The organism is Actinotignum timonense (assembly GCF_030216305.1).
Classification (GTDB): domain Bacteria; phylum Actinomycetota; class Actinomycetes; order Actinomycetales; family Actinomycetaceae; genus Actinotignum; species Actinotignum timonense_A.
In genome coordinates, this window is sequence record NZ_JASOKT010000015.1 from 26,313 (window position 1) to 44,683 (window position 18,371).

The following is an 18,371-nucleotide window of genomic DNA, read 5'->3' on the forward strand; positions in this document are numbered from 1 at the left end:
CCTTCGTCCGCGCCTGACTTTACCTAATAAACATAGCGCGCGCAGACCTTCGCGGCCCGCCCGCGGCCGGCTTTCCAGGCCAAATACCACGAGCGTGAGCGATGCCACTTTGGCTTCGTGGTCGGGGCGTGCGCAGGGCGTGCGTGGGTGGCGTGCGCGGCGGCGCGGGCAAGCAGGCGGAGGTAGTGCGTGCGGCGCAGGCGCTACCCTTGGAATCATGACAAAGGATCAGCTCACCGGCGCGGCCGGCACCGCCGCCGCAACGCAGCCCGCCGCCGCAACGCACCCCGCCGCAGCTCAGCTCACCCGCACGGAAACGGATTCGATGGGCCCGGTCGAGGTGCCCGCCGCGCACTACTGGGGCGCGCAGACTGCCCGCTCGCTCCAGCATTTCCCCATCGGCGGGGAACGCTACACCTGGGGCGGCCCCCTCATCCACGCCTTTGGGCTGCTCAAAGGCGCGGCCGCCCGCGCGAATGCCGAGCTCGGGGTGCTTGATCCGCAGCTCGCCTTCCTTATCACCGCCGCTGCCAGCGAGGTGGCTGAAGGCGTGCTCGACGCGGAATTCCCGCTCAAGGTTTTCCAGACCGGTTCGGGCACCCAAACGAATATGAACGTCAATGAGGTGATTGCCGCGCGCGCGAATGAAATCGCCACCGGCCAGCGCGGCGGGAAAAGCCCGGTGCACCCCAATGACCACGTCAATAAGGGCCAGTCCTCGAATGATGCCTTCCCGACCGCGATGTATGTGGCGGTGGCTCGCCAGGCGCACCGCCACCTCATCCCGGCGGTGGAGGCCCTGGCGGCCACGTTCCGCGCTCGTGCGAGCCGGTTCCCGGATGTGGTGATGGTGGGGCGCACCCATCTGCAGGACGCCACCCCGATCCGCTGGGATCAGGTGGTGGGTTCCTGGGCGGCGCAACTGGAGGGCGCGCTCGCGGGGGTGCGGGCAGCAGCGCGGGGCCTGTACCGGGTGGCGCTGGGCGGGACCGCGGTGGGCACCGGCCTGAATTCGCACCCGGGTTTCGCGGCGCGGGTCTGCGAGCTGCTCGAGGAGGCGACCGGCTTGCCGTTCCGCCCCGCGGATGATCTGCCCGCGGCGCTGGCCGCCCACGATGACCTCGTGGCATTTTCGGCGAGCCTGCGCACCCTGGCCGCCGCGGCCATGAAGATCGCGAACGATATTCGCTGGTATGCCTCCGGCCCGCGCACCGGCATCGGCGAAATCGCGATCCCCGATAACGAGCCGGGTTCCTCGATTATGCCGGGCAAGGTGAATCCGACACAGGCGGAGGCCCTCACCCAGGTCTGCGTCGCGGTTTTCGGTTTCGACGCCGCGGTTGCTTTCGCCGGCTCACAAGGCAATTTCCAGCTCAACGTCTACAAACCGGTCATGGTGTTTTCGGTGCTCGAGGCACTGCGCCTCCTCGGCGACGCCCTGCGCACCTTCGAACGTTTCTGCGCCGCCGGCATCGCCCCGCGCGAGGACGTCATCTCCGCGCACCTGAACCGCAATCTTATGCTCGTCACCGCACTCGCTCCTCATATTGGGTACGACGCCGCAGCCACGTTGGCGCGCGCCGCTCAGGCCAGCGGGGCGTCGCTGCGGGAGGTCGCGCTTGCTTCGGGGCAGGTCAGTGCGGCTGATTTTGACACGTGGGTGAATCCGGCGGCAATGACCGAACCGGAAGGTAGTTAGGTGTGCAGCGAGGCGTACAGCGATGGGTGCAATTAGGGGCGCGGTGTGCTTTCGGGGATTGTAGGGATGGCGAAGCCTGCTTGGGCGAGGAGTTCGCGCAGGTAGGCGTGTATTTCGCGATAGCCGCGCGCGGTGGGATGCATCCAGGCCCGAATATCCGTGGAAGTGAAGGGTGAGACCAGCCAGGCTTCTTCACTGTCGTCACTGTCGCCGCTGCCGCGAAACGCTTGGGCGTGCGGTTCGTGCCCGGCGAATAGTGCCCGGGTGGAGGCGAAGAGGAAACGCTCGGAGCCGGTTTCTTTCCGCATCTGGGTGATGACGCGTTCTTGCATGGCGTCCGCGGCGCCTTGGAGCTGGGTGAGCGCGGCCCCGGCATCATAGCTTTCCACGACAGGTGGGATGAGGTAGGAGTGTTCCGCGAAGAGCCGCGGATAGCCCACCAGGATAGCGGTGGCCTGGCCGTGGGAGGCGGCATCAATGGACCGCAGGATCTCAAGTGTGGCGGTCTCGATAGCCGGGAGGGCCGCGGTGGCTGTGTTCATGGCTTCTTCGCAGCTCATCGGGGTGCGGAGCACGAAACAGGAGCTGACGATCTGGGCGAAGTTGGCATCGTTGCCGCCCGCGGTGAGGAACACGACCGAGGTTGCCGGGGTGACGGCACTAACTTGTTCGGCTATATCGGATGTTCGTGCCCCGGAGCACGAGGCGTTGGTGTAGCTGGCGCCGAGTTCGCGGGCGAGCGGGGCGGAGTAGTTATCAGGGGAGCGCCGGCAGGTATCTTCTTCGTAAGTGCCGGCCCCGTTACCGGAGGAAAAGGAATCGCCCAGCTGCACGATGGCGGTGATGGGCCGCGGGGTGGGGGAGGACTGCCCGCCCGCGTTGCCGGTAGCAGTGCAAGCCGCGCAGCTGAGCGCCACAGCGGCAAGGCCGGCAGCGGCCCGCGCGGTGCGTGCGCGAAACGCGAGCGAAGCGCCGGCCTGAACCCGGCCGGAGCGAGACCGCCCGGCACGCGCGATGCCCGCGATGCGCGCGCTGCCTAGCCCGCGGCCGGCGCCCGCACGCGGCATTTAGGCCACCTGCCAGGCCGCATCCGGGGTAGCGGGAAGCAGATCCTCCGGGATAACAACACCGGGGCGAGCCCAAACTTCGTACCGGTAACGCAGCCCGGTACGCGAGGTATGCCAGCCTTTATGAGCGGCTCCCGGTGAGCAGAGCCGCAGCTCCCATTCCGGGGTGATTGCGGGCGCGAAAATATCAGCATCCACATCGGCATCAATAACAGTGCGGATAAGCACCTGTGAGCAGGCCCGAGTTTCGGCATAGACCCCGGCGCCCCCGCATACCCAAGCGGCATCCGCCCCGGTAGCACGGGCTAGGGCGAAAGCTTCCTCAAGATTCGCGGCCAGCTGCGCACCGGGAACCTCAAAATCTTCTTGGGTGCTCACCACGATGGTGGGGGAATGCGGCATAGGCCGCCGCCCCGCAGAAATCCAGGTTTTCCGCCCCATAATCACGGGCCGCCCGCGCACCGCCGCCCGGAAAAAAGCCGAATCTTCCGGAACATTCCAGGGCAGCCGCAAGCCTTTCGCGAGGGCGTGATCACGGGCTTCCGCCCAGATTTGTGCGATAAGCATGGCTTCCTCCTAGACCGAGACCGCGCCGGTGAGCTTGGGGTGGTGCTGGTAGCCCTGGGTGGCCGAAATATCATCCATCTCATAGGAGAAGAGGGAATCGGCTTTGCGCAGCTCCAGAGTGGGGAAGGGATAGGGCTCACGCGAAATCTGTTCGCGCACCTGATCAAGATGATTCAGGTAGATATGGCAATCCCCGCCCGTCCACACAAAATCACCAACATCCAGGCCGACCTGCTGGGCAATCATATGGGTAAGAAGAGAATACGAGGCAATATTGAAAGGCACCCCGAGGAACATATCCGCACTGCGCTGGTAGAGCTGGCAGGACAGCTTGCCATCAGCCACATAGAACTGGAAGAAAGCATGGCAAGGCTGAAGCGCCATCTTATCCAGATCCGCCACATTCCACGCGGAAACAATCATGCGCCGCGAATCCGGGTTGCTGCGCAGGGTTTCCAGGAGCTGGGAGATTTGATCGATATGCCGGCCATCCGGCGCGGGCCAGCTACGCCACTGGTAGCCGTAGACCGGGCCGAGCTCACCATGTTCATCAGCCCATTCATCCCAAATGGTGATGCCATTGCGCTGCAACCACTCAATATTGGTAGAGCCACGCAAGAACCACAACAGTTCCCCCTTGATAGGCTTCATGGCCACGAACTTAGTGGTGATACGCGGGAAACCATCAGCCAGGTGGTAGCGCAGCTGGCGCCCGAAGACAGAGAGGGTACCCGTGCCGGTGCGGTCCCCCTTGCGAGTCCCATTGGCGAGGATATCGGCAAGCAGATCTTCATATTGGCGATTAATCATGAACCCATCCTACGTGGCTACGACGACAGAAAAACTTGCTGCGAAAAAGCACCTGGCTAGGCCGCTTCGGCAAGGCTTCCCCGGGAAGGGCAGCATGCCGGGCGAGCATCCTAGCCCTGCGCGATGATCTCGTGGATAAGCGCGGCGTCGCGCTCCACCACTTTCGCGGCGTACTGGGCCACCTTCTCTTCAATTTTCTTGCCGACGAAAGGAATGGAGACCCGCACCTCACCGGTGACCGTGACGGTGGCCGGCCCAGGGCCGGAAACCTGGAAATCAGCGCTGGCGTGGACGGGAAGTTTGGCTTCCAGCTGCGCTGCGACGTCGTTCCCATTGCGGGTGAATACAATACTGGCCGCTAGACCGGAAGAAAGGAAACGCCGGGCCTGCGCGGGAAGCTGGTCGGCGCTGACCTGCACCGTCATGACCGCGCGCTCGGCGCCGGGCGTGAAGGAAGACGGTTGCGTGTGGAGCGCGGCGAGGCGGCGATTGGCGAGTTCTTCGGACATGAGGACGGTGGCGACGGCGCTCGCGGGGGCGCTGATCTCGTAGCTATGGGAAAACTGCATGGCTATATTTTCCCGCATGGGTGCGGCGCGAGGGAAGCTCGGCCGGATTTTTCAGCGCAGAGCCGGAGGGTGCGGGTATGTGGCGTGCGGAATGGTTACTTAACGTCGAGGTCTCTCACGTTGTATTCGATGGCGACGCCGATAGCTACCGCGTAGGAATGCAGCCGTTGCAGTGTAGGGTTGATGACCCCCGACTCTAACTCGGAGACCCACTCCGGTGTTACGCCGAGGCGTTGGGCCACAAGGTCTTGAGAGATGCCTTTGCGTTCACGCGTGGAACCGAGAGCTTTGAGAAATAGGCGATTTCTCCGGGCTTGCTCATATGAGCGTTGCGTAACTTCAGGAAGGATGTCCATGGTTATTACCTCATAGTCTCTTTCCGAGCCAGCAACCCGTAGGCAATTTCGATACAGCCAATCACCAGCAGCAGCGCCCACGGCACCCACCAGCCGCGCTGGAGAATGACGGTGAGAAGAAGGGGGAGGAGGCCGGCAGCAATTGAGCTCGCCCCGGCCCACATCCAGCGTTTAGTTTTCGCCGATTCCATTACTTGTAGCTCCTTCGCTCCCGGCCGCGGCATTACGCGCAGCTTCGGTACCACGCGCAGCTTCGGTACCACGCGCAGCTTCGGTACCACGCGCAGCTTCGGTGCCGTGCGTGGCCTCGGTGCCCCGCGCAGCATCGCCGCCATGCGAGGCCGCGGCACCCCGCCCAGCTTCCTCACCGGCCAGATCGCGCGGCGCGGGTAGCCCGCGCACCCGATCCAGAAAAACATAGATAAGAAGAAGGATACCCAGATAGGGCAGCCCGGCATACCAGGCTACCGGCATGAGCCAGAAGAGCGCCACAAAAATAGCCAGGCAGCCGGCCATGACGGCCAGATTCGTCACCGGGGCGCCCCAGAGGCGAGCCGGAGGGAGCTCGAGTCCCAGCTGCTTGCGGCGTCGTCGAAAAGCAATATGAGTGGCCATCACTAAAGCCCAGGTGAGCAGGGTCCCGACCGTAGCGCAGCCGTACAAATACGAGAAGCCGGCCTGCGGGGAGGTGAGCGCCAAAATACAGGCGACCACCATTCCCACCATCGCCAAGGTCACCGCACCGCGCGGGGTGCCCTTCGGGGTGGTGCGCGCGGCAAAAGCCGGGGCCATGCGGTCGGTTGCCAGCGCGTGAATCATGCGCGAGGAGGTGTACAGGCACCCGTTCGCCGCGCTCAGCGCCGCCACCAGCAGCACCGCGTTCATAATATGACCGGCGGCCGGAATCGCGGCGGCGTCCAGCGCGTGCACGAAAGGCGATTGGGAAATATCGTGGAGCGGCTCGGCGGTGACCGTCCACGGCTGCATCGCCACCACCACCGCAATCGCCCCCACGTAGAAGAGCAGCAGCCGCCAAATCATGGTGTGCGCGGCGCGCGGAATATCGTAACGGGGATTCCCCGATTCCGCGGCCGTGACCGAGACCGTTTCAATCCCGCCGAAAGAAAAAACCGCCATGCACGCGGCAATGAAAACCGAGCCGGCGCCCAGCGGCATAAAGCCGCCGTGCTCGGTGAGATTGACCAGCCCCACCGGTTCGCTCGCGGGCAGCCCCACAAAAATAATAATGAGACCCAGCAGAATAAAGACCGAAATGGCCGCCACTTTAATCATGGAGAACCAGTATTCCGCGGTGCCGTACAGGCGCACCGTGGCCATATTCAGGCCCACAATAAACAGGGAACAGGCCACCGTTCCCACCGCGCTATTGAGCTGGGGCAGCCAGTGCTGGAGGTATTTCGCGCCGGCCGTCACTTCCGCGCCCACCGCCACAATGTAGGTGACCGCCAGATTCCAGCGCGTTACAAAAGCCCCCAGGTTCCCCAGATAAGCCCCCGCGATGGTGCCGTGCCCGCCGGGAACGGGATGCGCGCTGACCATTTCCGCCAGCGCCCACACCACCGAAAGCGCCAGCAGCCCGGCCAGTGCGTAAGAAATAATCGTGGCCGGCCCGGCCAGTGAAATCGTGGCACCCGCCCCGAGAAATAGCCCCGTGCCCAACGCCCCGGATAGCGCAATCATCGCGATTTGCGGGGAGGTGAGGCTGCGCGCCAGCGCGGTGTGGTGCGAAGTGGCGCGGGTACGCACGTTGGTGCGGCTAGCGGCGGTGCGCGTGCGGGCCCGGGCGCCGGGCGAAGCGTGGTGGCGTGCGGCCATGCGGGCTTCCCTTCGTGGATAGAACGACGGCGCAGCGCGGCGCCGCCCCACCCGGCCTCCACCGCCGGCGCAGCCCGGCCCTCGCACTGCCGTGAATATAACTAACGCGGAACTACTAGTGTACTCGCGCGAGCGACTACTCTTAGGGGTATGCCATCTCTCGGTCATATCTTGGAACGGTCCCAAACGCTCTCCGCTTCGCAACGCGAATGGTTGCATCAGCTGGTGGGGGACTGGCAGTTACTCTCCGATTTTTCCTTCGCGGACCTCGTGCTGGTCACCCCGCTCCAGGATGAACGCTTCATTATCGCGGCGGCCTGCCGCCCGGCCACCAACGCCACCGCACTCGATAATGACGTGGTTAATATGACTTTCGATCCGGCCGATTCGGAGAAATTCCGGGAGATTATCGCCACCGGGCAGCGCGGCACCGTCTATATTCACGGCCTGCGTTACGAAGGCTACCCGGTGCGCCGGGCCGGTGAGGATCCGTTCGCGGTTCTCGCCCTGGTGTATTCCCAGCGCTCGCGCAAAGAAACGGTGCTGCGGCATTCCTCCTACGAGGAAATTGAAGAGCAGCTCCTCGATATGGTCACCCAGGGCCTGTTCCCCATGGAAGGCACCCCGAGCGGTTTCCGCCACGGCGCCCCGCGCGTCACGGATGGCTTCACCCATATTGATGCCGACGGCGCGGTGATTTTCAATAGCCCGAATGCGGTGTCTAATCTGCACCGCCTCGGGATTCGTTCCACTTTCGAAGGCCAGCTGCTCGCCGAGCAAATCACCTCGAGTATTGACGCGGAAACCCGCCTGGATGATGCGCTGCCGGTGGTGCTGCTCGGGCGTGCCCCGTGGATGACGGAACTCGAATTGCGCGGGGCGGTGCTCTCCCTGCGGGCGGTGCCGCTGTGGAAGGACGGCAAGCACGTGGGCGCGGTGGTGCTCTCGCGTGATATTAGCGAGCTGCGCCGGCGCGAATTGGAGCTGGTCAGCAAAGACACCACGATCCGCGAAATCAACCACCGCGTCAAAAATAATTTGCAGACCGTTTCGGCGCTGCTACGGATGCAGGCGCGCCGCGCCGACGATAAAAAGGTGATCGAGGTGCTCTCCGAGGCGCAGCGCCGCGTGGAAACCATTGCCCTCGTCCACCAGATTCTCTCCCAAACCGTGGACGAAATCGTGGACTTTTCCGAGGTCCTCACCCCGCTTATCACCATGGCCACCGATATTGCCTCCACGGATGTGCGTGTTTCTTCCGAGGTGCGCGGCGAATTCGGAATGGTGGACGCAAATACCGCCACCCGCCTGGCCGTTGTCCTCAACGAACTGGTCTCCAACGCGGTGGAACACGGCCTGCCGCACGGCGGGCATATTGTGGTGAGCGCGGACCGCGAAGGTGACGTCCTCACGGTGCAGGTGAGCGACGACGGCGTGGGCGTGCCCACCACCGGCGTCAAGCAGGGCCTGGGCACCCGGATTGTGCGCACCATGGTGGAAGGCGAATTGCACGGCACCATTAAATGGGAGGCCCGGGAAGGCGGGGGCACCACCGTCACGCTCACGATTAATGTGACGGCCGGGCTGCCGCCCACGGATGAAAAATAGTTTCCGTTCCCGGCGCGCGTAAGAATTAAGTACGACGACGCAGCCCACTAAGTACGACGACGCAGCCCACGCGCAAAGCGCGTGGGCTGGTAGGACTTGGGCCGGTTCGCCTTAGGAGGCAAGTTCGCGCACTCGGCGGGCGCGGGCGGTGCGGCGGCGCAGCCGGCGGCGTTCATCTTCGGAGGTGCCACCCCACACACCTGAATCCTGGTTGTGTTCGAGGGCGTAATTCAAGCAGTCGTCACGGACGGTACATTCCTGGCATACCCGCTTGGCCCGATCCGTTTGGGCCAGGGCCGAGGCCGAACTACCAATCGGGAAGAAAAGCTCCGGGTCTTCCGTCAGGCACGCGGCACGCGAACGCCAATCCATGAATCCTCCTTTTCCCCGCCAGCGCGGGGCATTCCCGCCTCTGCGGGATATAGCCGTATGTGAGACCCATATATCTTTGCAAAGAGCGCAGCCGCGGTAAAGAGCCCGCAGGTGTGATATTTCAACGCCCATCCTTTCCGGGCTACTCACTTGTTATTCCAGGCTTAAACGACTATGGGGTAGCCCGCCGCGCGCTGGGGGTTTGAGGTAACCGGGCGGTGAGGGACAATAGGGGCATGAGCATTGACGAGGCCCGCCGCCGTTGGAATGAGATTGCCCCCACGCTGACCCGCGCGCAGATCGCCTACCATTCCGGGGCCGATCCGCTCATGACGGATGACCACTACGACCGCCTCATTCACGAGCTGCGCGATCTGGAAGCACGCTACCCGGAGCTCGCGGCACCGGATTCGCCCAGCCGCGCCGTCGGGGCACCGGTGAAGAGCGACGGCGCAGCCACCCTGGCTGCGGGCGCGATGGTGGATGAAGGTACTGAACCGGAGCTCGGCGGTGCGCCGGTGCCCGATGCTCAGCCCTTCGCGCCGGTGCTCCACCGCGAACGCCTCTACTCCCTCCAGGATGTCTTTTCCCTCGAGGATCTGCGCGCCTGGTACGCCGCACTTCCGGGAGTATCCGGGGAATCCGGTGCCGCCGTCACCGCGGAAGCAAAGATTGACGGCCTCGCGATCAACCTGCGCTACGACAACGGCGCGCTCACCGTGGCCGCCACCCGCGGGGACGGCGTGACCGGGGAAGATGTCACCCGCAATATCGCCACCATCGCCGCCATTCCGCAGCGCCTGCGCGGCAGCGATATTCCGGAGGTCATGGAAGTACGCGGGGAAGTTTTCTTCCCCCTCGCCGACTTCGCGCAATTCAACGCCGAGCAGCGCCAGCGCCGCGAAGCAGCCGAACGCGAGCGCGCGGCCGCGGAACAGGCCGGGGATACCGCAGCGGTGCGCGAAGCCAACCGCATCATCCGCTCCTGCCGCGAATTCGCCAACCCGCGTAACGCCGCGGCCGGCTCGCTGCGCCAAAAAGACCCGGCCGTCACCGCCTCCCGCCCACTTTCCTTTATCGCCCACGGCATCGGGGCGCTCGCGGGAGTTCCGGCCTCCCTGGCCGAAGCGCTCTCCACCCAGGCCGGCGTATACGAAGCATTCGCGCGCTGGGGCCTGCCCATTTCCCCCTACACCAAACTGGTCTCCAACTGGGAGGATATCGAGGCTTTCGTGGCGGACCTGGCCACCCACCGCTACGATCTCATCCACGGGATTGACGGTGCCGTCCTCAAAGTCAATGACCGCGCGGTGCAGGCCGGGCTCGGCTACACCTCCCGTGTCCCGCGCTGGGCCATCGCCTATAAATACCCGCCCGAAGAAGTGGAAACCACCCTCCTGGATATCCAGGTCAATGTGGGCCGCACCGGGCGCGCCACCCCCTACGCCATTATGGAACCCGTACTCGTGGACGGCTCGGTCGTCACCCAAGCCACCCTCCACAACCGCGAAGAAGTAGCCCGCAAAGGCGTGCGCATTGGTGACGTCGTGATCGTGCGCAAAGCCGGGGACGTTATCCCCGAAGTGGTCGGCCCGGTCCTCCTCGAGCGTGACGGCACCGAACGCGAATGGGTCATGCCGCGCGCCTGCCCCTCCTGCGGGGCCACCCTCGCCCCCGCCCAGGAAGGCGATGTGGATATGCGCTGCCCCAATGCGCAATCCTGCCCCGCCCAACTGGCCGAACGCGTGGTCCATATCGGCTCGCGCGGGGCGCTGGACGTGGAAGCCCTCGGCGAGGAAACCGCCCTCTGGCTCACCAACCCGGACGCCCGGCGCCGCGAAGCACTCATCGCCCTCGCTAGCGGCCACCGCCTGGAAATCGAAGGCGCGGACGGGCGCAAAAAAACCCTGCGCCTCGCGCGCGAAGCGGCACGCGACCTGGGCATTGTGGACGGCGACGGCGCTATCCTCGACTCCGAGGTGATTATCCCGCCCGCGGTAGCCCGCAGCCTGGGTGTTCCCGAACCCCAAGAACCGGTGCTCCACAGCGAAGCCGGACTTTTCGCGGTACAAGCCGCGGACGTAGCCACCACCTGGGTATGGAAAGAAATCCGCAACGCCGGCCAACCCACCGGCGACTACCGCTACGTGCGCGCCGCCTGGACCAAACCCGCGTGGGGAAGCAGCGCCGGCCAGCGCGTCATCACCAAAGAAAGCGAACCTGGCAAAGCCCTCCTCACCATGCTCACCGAGCTCGAAAAAGCCCGCGGCAAAGAACTCTGGCGCAAACTCGTGGCCCTCTCCATCCGGCACGTCGGGCCCACTGCGGCCCGCGCGCTCGCGGCGGCGTTCCCGGATTTGGCGCAGCTGCGCGCCGCTTCCGTGGAGGAACTCTCCGCGGTGGACGGCGTGGGGGAGATTATCGCCCGCTCCTTTAAAGAATGGTTCGAGGTGCCCTGGCACCTGGAAATTATTGAGCGGTGGGAAGCCGCCGGGGTAGTTTTCGCCGATAGCGCCGCGGACGCTGAGCAAGTTCCCCAAACCCTCGCGGGGATGACGATTGTGGCCACCGGCTCCCTGGAGGGCTATACCCGCGATTCGGTCAAAGAAGCGATCCTCAAGCACGGCGGGAAAGCGGCCGGCTCGGTTTCCAAGAAAACCACCGCGGTGGTGGTGGGGGAGAACGCCGGGTCGAAAGCCGCCAAGGCTGAAGAACTCGGTATCCCGCGCCTGAGTGAAGCAGAATTCACCGAGCTGCTGCGCACCGGCCAGCTCCCCGCATAAAACTAAACAACGCAAAAACCGAGCGCCGCACAGCGGCGGCGCGGCGGGACGGCGCTGCGGCGTCGTACCCGTTGCGGCCGCGCGCGGCTACAGCAGCGGCGCCAGCGGAGCCATAACCTTTTCGGTCACCCGCGCCAGCGTGCCGCGCTGATCCCATTCCCCCAGGGTGAGTTCGCGGGTATTCCGCAGGTCGAATTCGAAAATCTTTTCCATAACGGCCGCGAAACCGGCATCGTGAATCGACATATTAATTTCGAAATTCCCCCGCAGGGACAGCCGGTCAATATTCGCGGTCCCCACGGTAGACCAGGTGGAATCCATCGTCATGGTTTTCGCGTGAATCATGGCGTCCTGGTAGAGGAAAATCCGCACCCCGGCGCGCAGCAGCCGCTCGTAATGCGGCCGCCCCACCCAATCCGTATAAATATGATTGGAGTACTGGGGGATAAGAATCCGCACGTCCACGCCGCGTTCGGCCGCGTCGGTGAGCGCGTCGAGCATGGGCGCATCCGGAATGAAATACCCCATGGTGATCCAGGCCCGCTGCGAGGAGCGCGCCAGCGCATCCAAATACAGCGAAGAAATAGGATAAGTATTATGCGCGGGAGAATTCGTGACCGCCCGCATGCGCGAATCCCAGTGGTGGGTGAGCGCACGGCGCAGGGTGGGATGATCGCGTTTGCGGTAGGCATTCCACATATCCACAAAAGCCACGTCCAGCTCCCACACCGAGGGGCCCTCCACGCGCAGGTGGGTATCGCGCCATTCCGTCACGTACAGGCCGCCAATATTGTAGCCACCCACGTAGCCGACGCGGCCGTCCACCGTCAAGATTTTGCGGTGATCGCGCCCTTTATCGCGCGAACGCCCGGTCAAAATTCCGGTGCGCACCAGCGGGAAATTCATCCAGTGCAGATTGGCGATCCGCGGCGGGTGCCGGAACGAGGGCGGCTGATTGAGATTCCCCCAGGTGTCCAGCAGCACATGGACCTGCACCCCGCGGTGCGCCGCCGCGATAAGCGCGTCGCGGAAACGGTGCCCCACGTGATCCGCTTTGACAATAAACCACTCGAAATAAATATGGTCCCGCGCATTATTAATATCGGCGAGCATCGCGCGATACACATCCGCCGCACCCGTATACAAGATCGCGTGGTCGCGCCCGACCTGCACTTCTTGCGGGGGCAGATGCGGATAAGAACTGACCGGTGGGGTGCGGCGTTTGCGCATTTCATCTACAACGACGACGGCGCCCGCGGCGGCCAAAGGCGCCGCGGCCGCGAGCATACCCGCCGTGCGCAGCACCCGGCGCGAAGTCCACTCAGTCATAGCGCCAATTGTAGACGCTCCCCGGTTCTCACTAATCCACGGGTGCGCCATCGCGCGGTGCAACCGCGTAGACTTGAGCCATGTCGTCATTTTCTAAGGAAGAGGTAGCGCGCTTAGCGGAGCTATCCCGCATCGCCCTGACGGATGCCGAGGCCGAAAAAATGGCCGGTGAGCTTTCCGTCATCGAGGATGCAGTGAAGGCGGTATCCGAAGTTGTTAGCTCGGATATTCCCTTTACCTACAATCCGCTCCCGCTGGCCAATGTCAAACGCCCCGATATTCCGGGGGAAACCCTTGATCGTGAGGAAGTCCTCGCCGCGGCCCCGGCCGCCGAAGAAGGTAAATTCCTCGTCCCGCGCATTATGGGGGAGGAATAAATGAATAGCTTGTTGCTCAAGTCCGCCGCGGAACTTTCCGCGCTGCTGCGCGCCGGGGAGATCACCTCCGTGGAACTCACCACCGCCTGCCTGGATCGCATCGAGGCACTCAACCCCAAGGTGAACGCTTTCCTGTACGTGGATCGGGAGGGCGCCCTGGAGGTGGCCCGCGGGGTGGATGCCGCCCGCGCGGAAGGCCAGGAACTCCACCCGCTGGCCGGTATTCCTATCGCGGTAAAGGACAATATTTGCACCCGCGGGATTCCCACCACCGCGGCGTCGAAAATCTTGGAAGGGTGGCGCCCGCCGTACGATGCGAGCGTCGTCGTAAAAATTAAAGAAGCCCGGCTCCCTATCGTGGGCAAAACCAATATGGACGAATTCGCGATGGGGTCCTCCACGGAGCATTCCGCTTTCGGGCCCTCGCGCAACCCCTGGGATCTGGACCGGATTCCGGGCGGTTCGGGCGGCGGTAGCGCCGCGGCCGTCGGTGCGTTTATGGTGCCGCTCGCCCTCGGTTCCGATACCGGCGGGTCGATCCGCCAGCCCGCCGCGGTCACCGGAACGGTGGGAACAAAACCCACCTACGGGGCGGTGTCCCGCTTCGGTTTGATCGCCATGGCCTCCTCGCTGGACCAGATCGGGCCGGTCACCCGCACCGTGGAAGATGCCGCGCTGCTCCAGGAACTGCTCAGCGGGCACGATCCCCACGATTCCACCTCGCTTCCCGATACTCCTTCCGGCCTGGTGGCGGCCTGCCACGGCGAAGCCGGGAGCTGGGACGGTGCCGGAAGCGATCCGGAGCGCCCGCTCGCGGGCCTCAAGGTGGGGCTCGTGGAAGAAATGCACGGGGAGGGCTACGCGCCCGGCGTGCTCGAGGCTTTCGAAAACGCGGTGGCGCGCATGCGCGAACTCGGCGCGGAAACGGTGGAGCTTTCCTGCCCCAGTTTCCACTATTCGCTGGCCGCCTACTACCTCATCATGCCCGCCGAGGTTTCCTCCAACCTGGCCCGTTTCGACGGAATGCGCTACGGCCTGCGGGTGGAACCCGAAGAAGGGCCGGTCACCGCGGAAACCGTGATGCGGGCTACCCGCGCGGCCGGTTTCGGTGAGGAAGTCAAACGCCGCATTATCCTGGGCACCCACGTGCTCTCCGCCGGGAACTTCGATGCCTTCTACGGCGCGGCGCTGCGGGTACGCACCCTGGTTCAGCGTGACCTGGAGCAGGCTTTCTCCCGGTGCCATGTGATCGTATCGCCCACCTCGCCCACGGTGGCTTTCCCCTTCGGCTCGAAAACGAACGACCCGCTGGCCATGTACCTCAACGACATCGCCACCATTCCCGCCAACCTGGCCGGAATCCCGGGTATTTCGCTGCCGGCCGGGCTCTCGGAAGGGCTGCCGGTGGGCTTGCAAATTCTCAGCCCGGCCCGGGCGGACGCCCTCATGTACCGGGTGGCCGCGGCCATCGACGCCGCGCTCGGCCACAACGTCCCCGCTGCCTGCCCCGCGCGGGATTGGGAGGAATAAAGCATGGATGAACTTATGAATTACGAGGACGCCGTCGCGCGTTTCGACCCGGTGATCGGTTTGGAAGTGCACGTGGAGCTGTCCACACACACCAAGATTTTCGACGCCGCCCCTGTGGCTTTCGGTGCTGAACCCAATACCGATGTGCAGCCGGTCTCCCTCGGGCTTCCCGGTTCGCTCCCGGTGGTCAATGAGGCAGCGGTGGAATACGCGGTGAAGCTGGGCCTGGCCCTCAACTCCCGCATTAACGAGCTCTCGCGTTTCGAACGCAAGAACTACTTCTACCCGGATCTGCCCAAGGCCTACCAGATCACCCAGAACGCCCAGCCGATTATCCTGGGCGGCTACCTGGATATCGAGCTGGCTGACGGCACTCCCTACCGTTTCCCCATTGAACACGCGCATCTAGAAGAAGACGCCGGGAAGAATACCCACGTGGGTGGGGCCGATGGGCGCCTCCAGGGGGCGCGCTACTCGCTGGTGGATTACAACCGTTCCGGGGTGCCGCTCATTGAGATCGTTTCCGATCCGGCTACCGGGGTGGGGAAGAACGCTCCGGAGATCGCCGGCGCGTACGTGCGCGGGATCCGCGAACTAGTGCGGGCGCTCGGCATTTCCGAGGGGCGCATGGAGCGCGGCAATATCCGCGCGGACGTCAATGTATCCCTGCGGGAAAGTCCGGATGCTCCTTTCGGTACCCGCACCGAAACGAAGAATGTCAATTCTTTCCGCGGTATTGAAAACACCATTCGCTACGAGATTTCCCGCCAGGCCGCTATCCTGGCTGCCGGTGGCACGATTCTCCAGGAAACGCGCCATTACAAGGAGGAAATCCAGGGCACCATTGCCGGGCGCGTGAAGTCCGACGCGGATGACTACCGCTACTTCCCCGAACCGGATCTGGTTCCGGTGATCTGCACTCCCGCGTACGTGGAGGAGGTGCGCGCGGGGCTGCCCGAACTACCGGCGGCGAAGCGCGCCCGTATCACCGAGGAATGGGAGCTTTCCCCGGAGGAATTGCGCGATCTTATCAACGCCGGCGCGGTGGATCTGGTGGATGCCACCGTCCGGGCCGGGGCAACGCCCGCCGGAGCCCGCAAATGGTGGATGGGCGATATCGCCCGTTACGCCAAGGATAACGACGTCGAGCTCGAGGACGCCCCCATTACCCCGGAGGCGGTTGCCGAGCTGGACGGCCTGGTCCAGAGCGGGCGGCTCAATGACAAGTTGGGCCGCCAGGCGCTGGCGGGGGTCCTCGCCGGGGAAGGCAGCCCGGAGGAAGTTGTTGCCGCGCGCAATCTGGAGATCGTGTCCGATAGCGGGGCCCTGGAGAAGGCCGTGGACGAAGCCCTGGCTGCCAACCCTGACGTCGTCGAAAAAATTCGCGGCGGAAAGGTGCAGGCCGCCGGTGCCATTATCGGTGCCGTCATGAAGGCTACCCACGGTAAGGCCGACGCTGGTGCCGTGCGCGCCCTCATTATGGAGCGCGCCGCGGCCGAATAAAGCGGCGGTGGTGAACCGGGCTGGTAAAGGCGCGGTAGCGCGCCGGCCCGATAAAGGCGCGGCGGTCAATGGGCCCGGTAAGCCGCGGTAGTGAACCGGACGAAACCGGGCATATCTCGTGAAGGAGGCGCAGGTGGCGCGAACACAAGCAGGGACAGAGCGACAATCTGACGCGGCATCACCTTCGGGTGAGGCCCAGCAGTTCGTGCCACCTCCCTCCCAACGCGAGATTTTTGCGGCCCACGAAGGCGGCAAATTAGAAACCCGCGCGACGGCCGCCATCGAGAACCGCGAGGACCTGGCCCGGGTGTATACGCCCGGGGTGGCGCGGGTTTGCGAAGCGATTCACGCCCAGCCGGAACTGGCCCGCCGCTACACGGTGAAATCCAATACCGTAGCCGTGGTGACAGACGGCACCGCGGTGCTCGGTTTGGGGGATATCGGGCCGTTGGCTTCCCTCCCCGTTATGGAGGGGAAGGCCGCGCTCTTCAAGCGTTTCGCCGGGGTGGATGCCTGGCCGGTGCCCTTGGCCACCACCGATACCGAGGAAATCATCGCGGCGGTGCGCGCCATCGCCCCGGCGTATGCCGGTATCAATCTGGAAGACATCTCCGCCCCGCGCTGCTTCGAAATCGAAAAACGTCTGCGAGCGGAACTTGATATCCCGGTCTTCCACGACGACCAGCACGGCACCGCAGTTGTGGTGCTAGCCGCCCTCATCACCGCGCTGCGCGTAGTTGGGAAAAAACCCGCAGACGCACGCGTGGTGGTATGCGGAATCGGTGCCGCTGGCACCGCGATTATTCGCCTACTGCTGGAATACGGGGTACGGGACATTATTGCCGTGGACCGCGCCGGCACGCTCGGTCCCTTCCGCAGCGAAATCAACCCCGGTCACGCCTGGGTTGCGGGCCGTACCAATCCCCGGCAGATCGACGGCGACGTGCGTACGGCCCTGCACGGTGCGGATGTGTTCATTGGCGTTTCCGGCCCTAATATTCTCGACGGCGCAGCTCTGGACACCATGGCTGATAAAGCCATCGTTTTCGCCCTGGCTAATCCCACCCCGGAAATCGCTCCCGAAATCGCGCGCGAGCACGCCGCAGTGGTGGCAACCGGCCGCTCGGACTACCCGAATCAGATCAATAACGTGCTGGCTTTCCCCGGGATCTTCCGCGGTTTGCTTGACGCTCATGCCACCGAGGTCAGTGACACGATGCTGCTGGCCGCGGCTAAGGCGCTTGCTGATCTGGTCGGGGAGGATGCGAATCCGGATTACATCATCGTTTCTGCCTTTGACGAGCGGGCTGCCGAAGCGGTGGCGCAGGCGGTTCGCGAGAGTGTGGCAGTTGTCTAGAAAACTCCGACGCGGTTCCCTCGGGTGTGTGGTGGGTGTCTCTCTGGTTTGATTTGCGTCTAGCGGGCTGGGCTTGTAAGCTTGTTATCCGTCGCCGAGAGCCCGGTAAGGGTCTGAGGTGGCACGGAAACTCCTCGTGAGTAGCCTAGTTCACTAGCTTCCCGGTTTGAAAGAATCGGGCCACGGTGGTAGGCTAACGGGGTTGCTCTTCTTGAGCGTGAATGATTCTCTCCGGACCAGCCTGTCAATGGTTATTGGTGGTTGGTGTGGGGTGTGGATATGGTGTTCGGATGCTTAATAGCGTGTCTGACTAATATATTTTTTACGTGAAAATTTTTTTGTTCACACGACCGGGCCAGGTTGACTGATTGTTGGTTTCCTGGTGGTTGTGTGGGTGTGTGCAAGGACAGTTAGCACTCCAACATGTAAAAGGCTGGATGCATTCGTTTGTTATATGCGAGCGTGTTTGGTTTGTTTGTTGGTGGTGTGTTTTTGTTCTTGTTATTTATATTTTATTCGAGCTAGATGTTGTCTTGCTCTCTTACGGTTTTTTGTGGAGAGTTTGATCCTGGCTCAGGACGAACGCTGGCGGCGTGCTTAACACATGC

Annotated in this window: 16 protein-coding genes; 7 read left to right on the forward strand and 9 right to left on the reverse strand. The window is 63.7% G+C overall.

Features of this window, described 5'->3' with window-relative positions:
* Positions 1-217: 217 nt before the first annotated feature.
* Positions 218-1,699, forward strand: a complete 1,482-nt coding sequence (locus QP305_RS07515; RefSeq protein ID WP_431832362.1) for a class II fumarate hydratase — start codon at positions 218-220, stop codon at positions 1,697-1,699.
* A gap of 32 nt (positions 1,700-1,731) precedes the next feature.
* On the opposite strand, the gene QP305_RS07520 is transcribed toward QP305_RS07515, so the two are convergent.
* From QP305_RS07520 to QP305_RS07550, 7 genes are all read right to left on the reverse strand, one after another.
* The gene (locus QP305_RS07520; RefSeq protein WP_284904761.1) at positions 1,732-2,766 is read right to left on the reverse strand and encodes an SGNH/GDSL hydrolase family protein; all 1,035 of its coding nucleotides are present in this window, start codon (positions 2,764-2,766) and stop codon (positions 1,732-1,734) included.
* Positions 2,767-3,333: a dihydrofolate reductase gene (locus tag QP305_RS07525; protein WP_284904762.1), complete on the reverse strand. Its 567-nt coding sequence runs from the start codon at positions 3,331-3,333 to the stop codon at positions 2,767-2,769. It abuts the gene before it with no gap.
* A gap of 9 nt (positions 3,334-3,342) precedes the next feature.
* Positions 3,343-4,143, reverse strand: coding sequence for a thymidylate synthase (locus QP305_RS07530; protein WP_087069792.1), 801 nt, complete (start codon positions 4,141-4,143; stop codon positions 3,343-3,345).
* Positions 4,144-4,253: 110 nt separating this feature from the next.
* Complete coding sequence (locus tag QP305_RS07535; RefSeq protein WP_284904763.1) at positions 4,254-4,712, reverse strand: DUF2505 domain-containing protein; 459 nt, start codon at positions 4,710-4,712, stop codon at positions 4,254-4,256.
* Positions 4,713-4,807: 95 nt separating this feature from the next.
* Positions 4,808-5,068 carry a helix-turn-helix domain-containing protein gene (locus tag QP305_RS07540; RefSeq protein ID WP_284904764.1) on the reverse strand — a complete coding sequence of 87 codons (261 nt, stop codon included), beginning with the start codon at positions 5,066-5,068 and terminating at the stop codon, positions 4,808-4,810.
* A 5-nt stretch (positions 5,069-5,073) separates the two neighbouring features.
* Positions 5,074-5,259: a hypothetical protein gene (locus QP305_RS07545; protein WP_284904765.1), complete on the reverse strand. Its 186-nt coding sequence runs from the start codon at positions 5,257-5,259 to the stop codon at positions 5,074-5,076.
* Positions 5,240-6,904 (reverse strand): amino acid permease, encoded by a 1,665-nt coding sequence (locus QP305_RS07550; RefSeq protein ID WP_284904766.1) that lies wholly within the window; start codon positions 6,902-6,904, stop codon positions 5,240-5,242. Before QP305_RS07550 ends, QP305_RS07545 begins: the two co-directional genes overlap by 20 nt.
* Positions 6,905-7,054: 150 nt before the next feature.
* Here QP305_RS07550 and QP305_RS07555 point away from each other — a divergent pair, with 150 nt between their 5' ends.
* Positions 7,055-8,512, forward strand: coding sequence for a sensor histidine kinase (locus QP305_RS07555; protein ID WP_101595621.1), 1,458 nt, complete (start codon positions 7,055-7,057; stop codon positions 8,510-8,512).
* 111 nt (positions 8,513-8,623) lie between these two features.
* Here the strand turns inward: QP305_RS07555 and QP305_RS07560 are convergent, their stop codons facing one another.
* Entirely contained in the window at positions 8,624-8,884 is a 261-nt protein-coding gene (locus QP305_RS07560; RefSeq protein ID WP_016441656.1) for a WhiB family transcriptional regulator, read from the reverse strand.
* Between the two features lie 236 nt (positions 8,885-9,120).
* Between QP305_RS07560 and ligA the strand changes: the two genes are divergently transcribed.
* Positions 9,121-11,667, forward strand: a complete 2,547-nt coding sequence (gene ligA, locus QP305_RS07565) for an NAD-dependent DNA ligase LigA (RefSeq protein WP_284904767.1) — start codon at positions 9,121-9,123, stop codon at positions 11,665-11,667.
* 87 nt (positions 11,668-11,754) lie between these two features.
* Here the strand turns inward: ligA and QP305_RS07570 are convergent, their stop codons facing one another.
* A complete protein-coding gene (locus tag QP305_RS07570; RefSeq protein ID WP_087069777.1) occupies positions 11,755-12,996 on the reverse strand; it encodes a phospholipase D-like domain-containing protein in 1,242 nt (413 codons plus the stop codon).
* Between the two features lie 80 nt (positions 12,997-13,076).
* Here QP305_RS07570 and gatC point away from each other — a divergent pair, with 80 nt between their 5' ends.
* The 4 genes from gatC to QP305_RS07590 all read left to right on the forward strand — a co-directional run bounded on the left by gatC (position 13,077) and on the right by QP305_RS07590 (position 17,763).
* A complete protein-coding gene (gene gatC, locus QP305_RS07575; RefSeq protein ID WP_284897581.1) occupies positions 13,077-13,373 on the forward strand; it encodes an Asp-tRNA(Asn)/Glu-tRNA(Gln) amidotransferase subunit GatC in 297 nt (98 codons plus the stop codon).
* Positions 13,374-14,903 carry an Asp-tRNA(Asn)/Glu-tRNA(Gln) amidotransferase subunit GatA gene (gene gatA / locus QP305_RS07580; RefSeq protein WP_026429254.1) on the forward strand — a complete coding sequence of 510 codons (1,530 nt, stop codon included), beginning with the start codon at positions 13,374-13,376 and terminating at the stop codon, positions 14,901-14,903. It abuts the gene before it with no gap.
* 3 nt (positions 14,904-14,906) lie between these two features.
* A complete protein-coding gene (gene gatB / locus QP305_RS07585) occupies positions 14,907-16,406 on the forward strand; it encodes an Asp-tRNA(Asn)/Glu-tRNA(Gln) amidotransferase subunit GatB (RefSeq protein ID WP_284904768.1) in 1,500 nt (499 codons plus the stop codon).
* Between the two features lie 133 nt (positions 16,407-16,539).
* Complete coding sequence (locus QP305_RS07590) at positions 16,540-17,763, forward strand: NAD(P)-dependent malic enzyme (protein WP_284904769.1); 1,224 nt, start codon at positions 16,540-16,542, stop codon at positions 17,761-17,763.
* The last annotated feature ends 608 nt before the right edge of the window (positions 17,764-18,371 follow it).

What these genes read in the sequence shown, in the direction of transcription:
- ligA (WP_284904767.1), top strand. Translation starts at nt 9,121, where the DNA reads ATGAGCATTGACGAGGCCCGCCGCCGTTGGAATGAGATTGCCCCCACG.
- QP305_RS07555 (WP_101595621.1), top strand. Translation starts at nt 7,055, where the DNA reads ATGCCATCTCTCGGTCATATCTTGGAACGGTCCCAAACGCTCTCCGCT.
- QP305_RS07525 (WP_284904762.1), bottom strand. Translation starts at nt 3,333, where the DNA reads ATGCTTATCGCACAAATCTGGGCGGAAGCCCGTGATCACGCCCTCGCG.
- QP305_RS07540 (WP_284904764.1), bottom strand. Translation starts at nt 5,068, where the DNA reads ATGGACATCCTTCCTGAAGTTACGCAACGCTCATATGAGCAAGCCCGG.
- QP305_RS07560 (WP_016441656.1), bottom strand. Translation starts at nt 8,884, where the DNA reads ATGGATTGGCGTTCGCGTGCCGCGTGCCTGACGGAAGACCCGGAGCTT.
- QP305_RS07535 (WP_284904763.1), bottom strand. Translation starts at nt 4,712, where the DNA reads ATGCAGTTTTCCCATAGCTACGAGATCAGCGCCCCCGCGAGCGCCGTC.
- QP305_RS07515 (WP_431832362.1), top strand. Translation starts at nt 218, where the DNA reads ATGACAAAGGATCAGCTCACCGGCGCGGCCGGCACCGCCGCCGCAACG.
- QP305_RS07570 (WP_087069777.1), bottom strand. Translation starts at nt 12,996, where the DNA reads ATGACTGAGTGGACTTCGCGCCGGGTGCTGCGCACGGCGGGTATGCTC.
- QP305_RS07520 (WP_284904761.1), bottom strand. Translation starts at nt 2,766, where the DNA reads ATGCCGCGTGCGGGCGCCGGCCGCGGGCTAGGCAGCGCGCGCATCGCG.
- QP305_RS07545 (WP_284904765.1), bottom strand. Translation starts at nt 5,259, where the DNA reads ATGGAATCGGCGAAAACTAAACGCTGGATGTGGGCCGGGGCGAGCTCA.
- QP305_RS07530 (WP_087069792.1), bottom strand. Translation starts at nt 4,143, where the DNA reads ATGATTAATCGCCAATATGAAGATCTGCTTGCCGATATCCTCGCCAAT.
- gatA (WP_026429254.1), top strand. Translation starts at nt 13,374, where the DNA reads ATGAATAGCTTGTTGCTCAAGTCCGCCGCGGAACTTTCCGCGCTGCTG.
- gatB (WP_284904768.1), top strand. Translation starts at nt 14,907, where the DNA reads ATGGATGAACTTATGAATTACGAGGACGCCGTCGCGCGTTTCGACCCG.
- gatC (WP_284897581.1), top strand. Translation starts at nt 13,077, where the DNA reads ATGTCGTCATTTTCTAAGGAAGAGGTAGCGCGCTTAGCGGAGCTATCC.
- QP305_RS07550 (WP_284904766.1), bottom strand. Translation starts at nt 6,904, where the DNA reads ATGGCCGCACGCCACCACGCTTCGCCCGGCGCCCGGGCCCGCACGCGC.